This is a genomic window from Collinsella sp. TM05-38 (assembly GCF_003466445.1).
GTDB lineage: Bacteria > Actinomycetota > Coriobacteriia > Coriobacteriales > Coriobacteriaceae > Collinsella.
In genome coordinates this window covers 1-2,382 of record NZ_QSPM01000025.1, presented here as the reverse complement: position 1 = coordinate 2,382, position 2,382 = coordinate 1, and the positions used below count along the sequence as shown (strand labels likewise).

The window sequence follows — 2,382 nt, the reverse complement described above, 5'->3', positions numbered from 1 at the left end:
GCCCGAGCTCTTCCGGAACCGCACCTCGCGGCCCGCGGGACCCAGCGCTCCATGCGCGGTCCGGGCACGAGGATGCCCCCGAGTCGACTCCTCCTATGCGCCATGCGGCCCCCAGGGCACGTAGATGAGACCCAGGACACCGTGAACGGTGGGCGCCGCCCACCGGTCAGCGGCCAGAGCATGGGGGGCACGCCCGGTCCCGTTCCGAACCCGGAAGCTAAGCCCCATCGCGCCGAGAGTACTGCGGGGCCAGCCCGTGGGAGGCCAGGGCGCCGCTGACCGGTGGACGGCACCGAGCCGTCATCGAAATGAGAAGGGGGAGGCCTCGCGGCCTCCCCCTTTTTTGCGTTAATGGGCAACATTCCTTATGCAATTAAATCAATTTAATCATCCACCGCTTAATATAGACGTTCACCGTTCTGTGGTCGGTTCTCTGTTCTCAATGGACTAATATTTGCTTTAGCGCACTGACGCGCTTGTCCTGTTTCACACGGGTCGTTTTATTGATTGTGACGGAAGGACTCACATGGCAGATGTTCATGAGCTGCTTGATACTTGGATTGCCAATGTCAAGGATGAGGAGCTCCTCGCTGAGCTCAACACGATGAAGGAGCAGGGTGATGAGGACGCCATCACCGACGCTTTCTTCCAGGATCTCGCCTTCGGCACTGCTGGTCTTCGCGGCACTATCGGTGCAGGCACTAACCGTATGAATATCTATACGGTCGGTCGTGCGACCCAGGGATTCGCTGACTACCTCAATGCGACCTTCGAGCATCCGACGGTCGCCATCGCTCGCGATAGCCGCAATAAAGGTGAGCTGTTCGTTAAGACGACGGCTGCCATTCTTGCAGCAAACGGTGTGACTGCCCTTGTGTATCCCAAGATTTCTCCTGTGCCGACGCTTTCCTGGGCTGTTCGTGATCTTAAGTGTTCCGGTGGCATTTGCATGACCGCTAGTCATAACCCGGCGCCGTATAACGGCTATAAGGCCTATGGCCCCGACGGCTGCCAGATAACCAGCGAGGCCGCCGATGCAATTTCTAAGGCCATCGCCGAGACTGATACGTTCACCGGAGTGAAGTCCATGGACTTCGATGAGGCTCTTGAGCAGGGTCTGGTCAAATGGATCGATGATTCGTGCCTCGAGCGTTATTACGACGCCGTACTCGCGCGCGGCGTTACGAATCTTTCTGCCGAGGAGATTGCCGGCGCACCGCTCAAGCTTGTCTATACGCCGTTGAATGGTACCGGCCTCATTCCCGTCACGACGGTGCTCGAGCGTGCTGGCATCACCGATGTCACGGTTGTTCCCGAGCAGAAGGAGCCTAACGGCGATTTCCCGACCTGCCCGTATCCTAACCCCGAGATCCGTCAGGCCATGCAGAAGGGCATCGACCTGTGCGAGCAGGTTCACCCCGATCTGCTGCTTGCAACCGATCCTGACGCCGACCGTGTTGGCGTTGCCGTTAAGAATGGCGATGACTATCTGCTGCTGACCGGCAATGAGATGGGCGTTCTGCTGCTCGACTATATCTGCAAGACCCGTGCTGCCCGCGGTGAGGACCTCACTAATAAGGTTGCCGTTACTACTATCGTTTCTTCCGCCATGGTTGACGCTTTGGCCGACGAGTACGGTTTTGAGCTCCGCCGCTGCCTGACGGGCTTCAAGTACATCGGCGACATCATTACTTCTCTTTCCGATGCTGGCGAGGTCGATCGCTTTATCTTCGGTTTTGAGGAGAGCTACGGCTATCTGGCCGGCGACCACGTGCGCGACAAGGACGCCGTGAGCACTTCGCTTCTGATTTGCCAGATGGCGCAGTATTACAAGCTCCAGGGCAAGAACCTCGCCGATGCGATGCACGATCTGTACGAGAAGTATGGCTACTATCACAACAAGACGATTTCGCTGAGCTATCCGGGCGCTGAGGGTGCGGTAAAGATGGCCGGCATCATGGCTGGTCTGCGCGAGAACCCGCCCGTGGAGCTCGCCGGTTCCAAGATTGAGGCCGTCGTGGATTACAATACCTGCGTGAACGGCCTGCCGAAGGCTAACGTCATTGAGTTCGATCTTGAGGGTGGTAACAAGGGTATTGTTCGTCCTTCCGGCACCGAGCCCAAGATTAAGCTGTACATCTTCGCAAAGGGCGCGGATGCCGCCGAGGCTGATGCAGCACTTGACGCGATTGAGGAGTCCGGTCGCAAACTATTGGCCTAAGGCTTTGAAAGCCTATTTCTATAGATAGACGGAGGAGGGGATCTCGGAAACGATGTCCCCTCTATATTACTGGTAAATACAGCTGAGAATCCCAAACTGTGTAGGAAATGTGTACGCCCAGATTCCCGCCCCCGGGGCCCCTCCGGTCTGGCAATATATCT

Annotated in this window: 1 protein-coding gene and 1 rRNA gene; both read left to right on the top strand. The window is 57.3% G+C overall.

Going from position 1 to position 2,382, the window contains the following annotated elements; all coding sequences use genetic code 11:
- Nucleotides 1-165 precede the first annotated feature (165 nt).
- Nucleotides 166-281 (top strand): 5S ribosomal RNA (gene rrf / locus DXD49_RS09545).
- Nucleotides 282-526: 245 nt separating this feature from the next.
- Nucleotides 527-2,221, top strand: a complete 1,695-nt coding sequence (locus DXD49_RS09540) for a phospho-sugar mutase (protein ID WP_117744005.1) — start codon at nucleotides 527-529, stop codon at nucleotides 2,219-2,221.
- Nucleotides 2,222-2,382 lie beyond the last annotated feature (161 nt).

What these genes read in the sequence shown, in the direction of transcription:
- DXD49_RS09540 (WP_117744005.1), top strand. Translation starts at nt 527, where the DNA reads ATGGCAGATGTTCATGAGCTGCTTGATACTTGGATTGCCAATGTCAAG.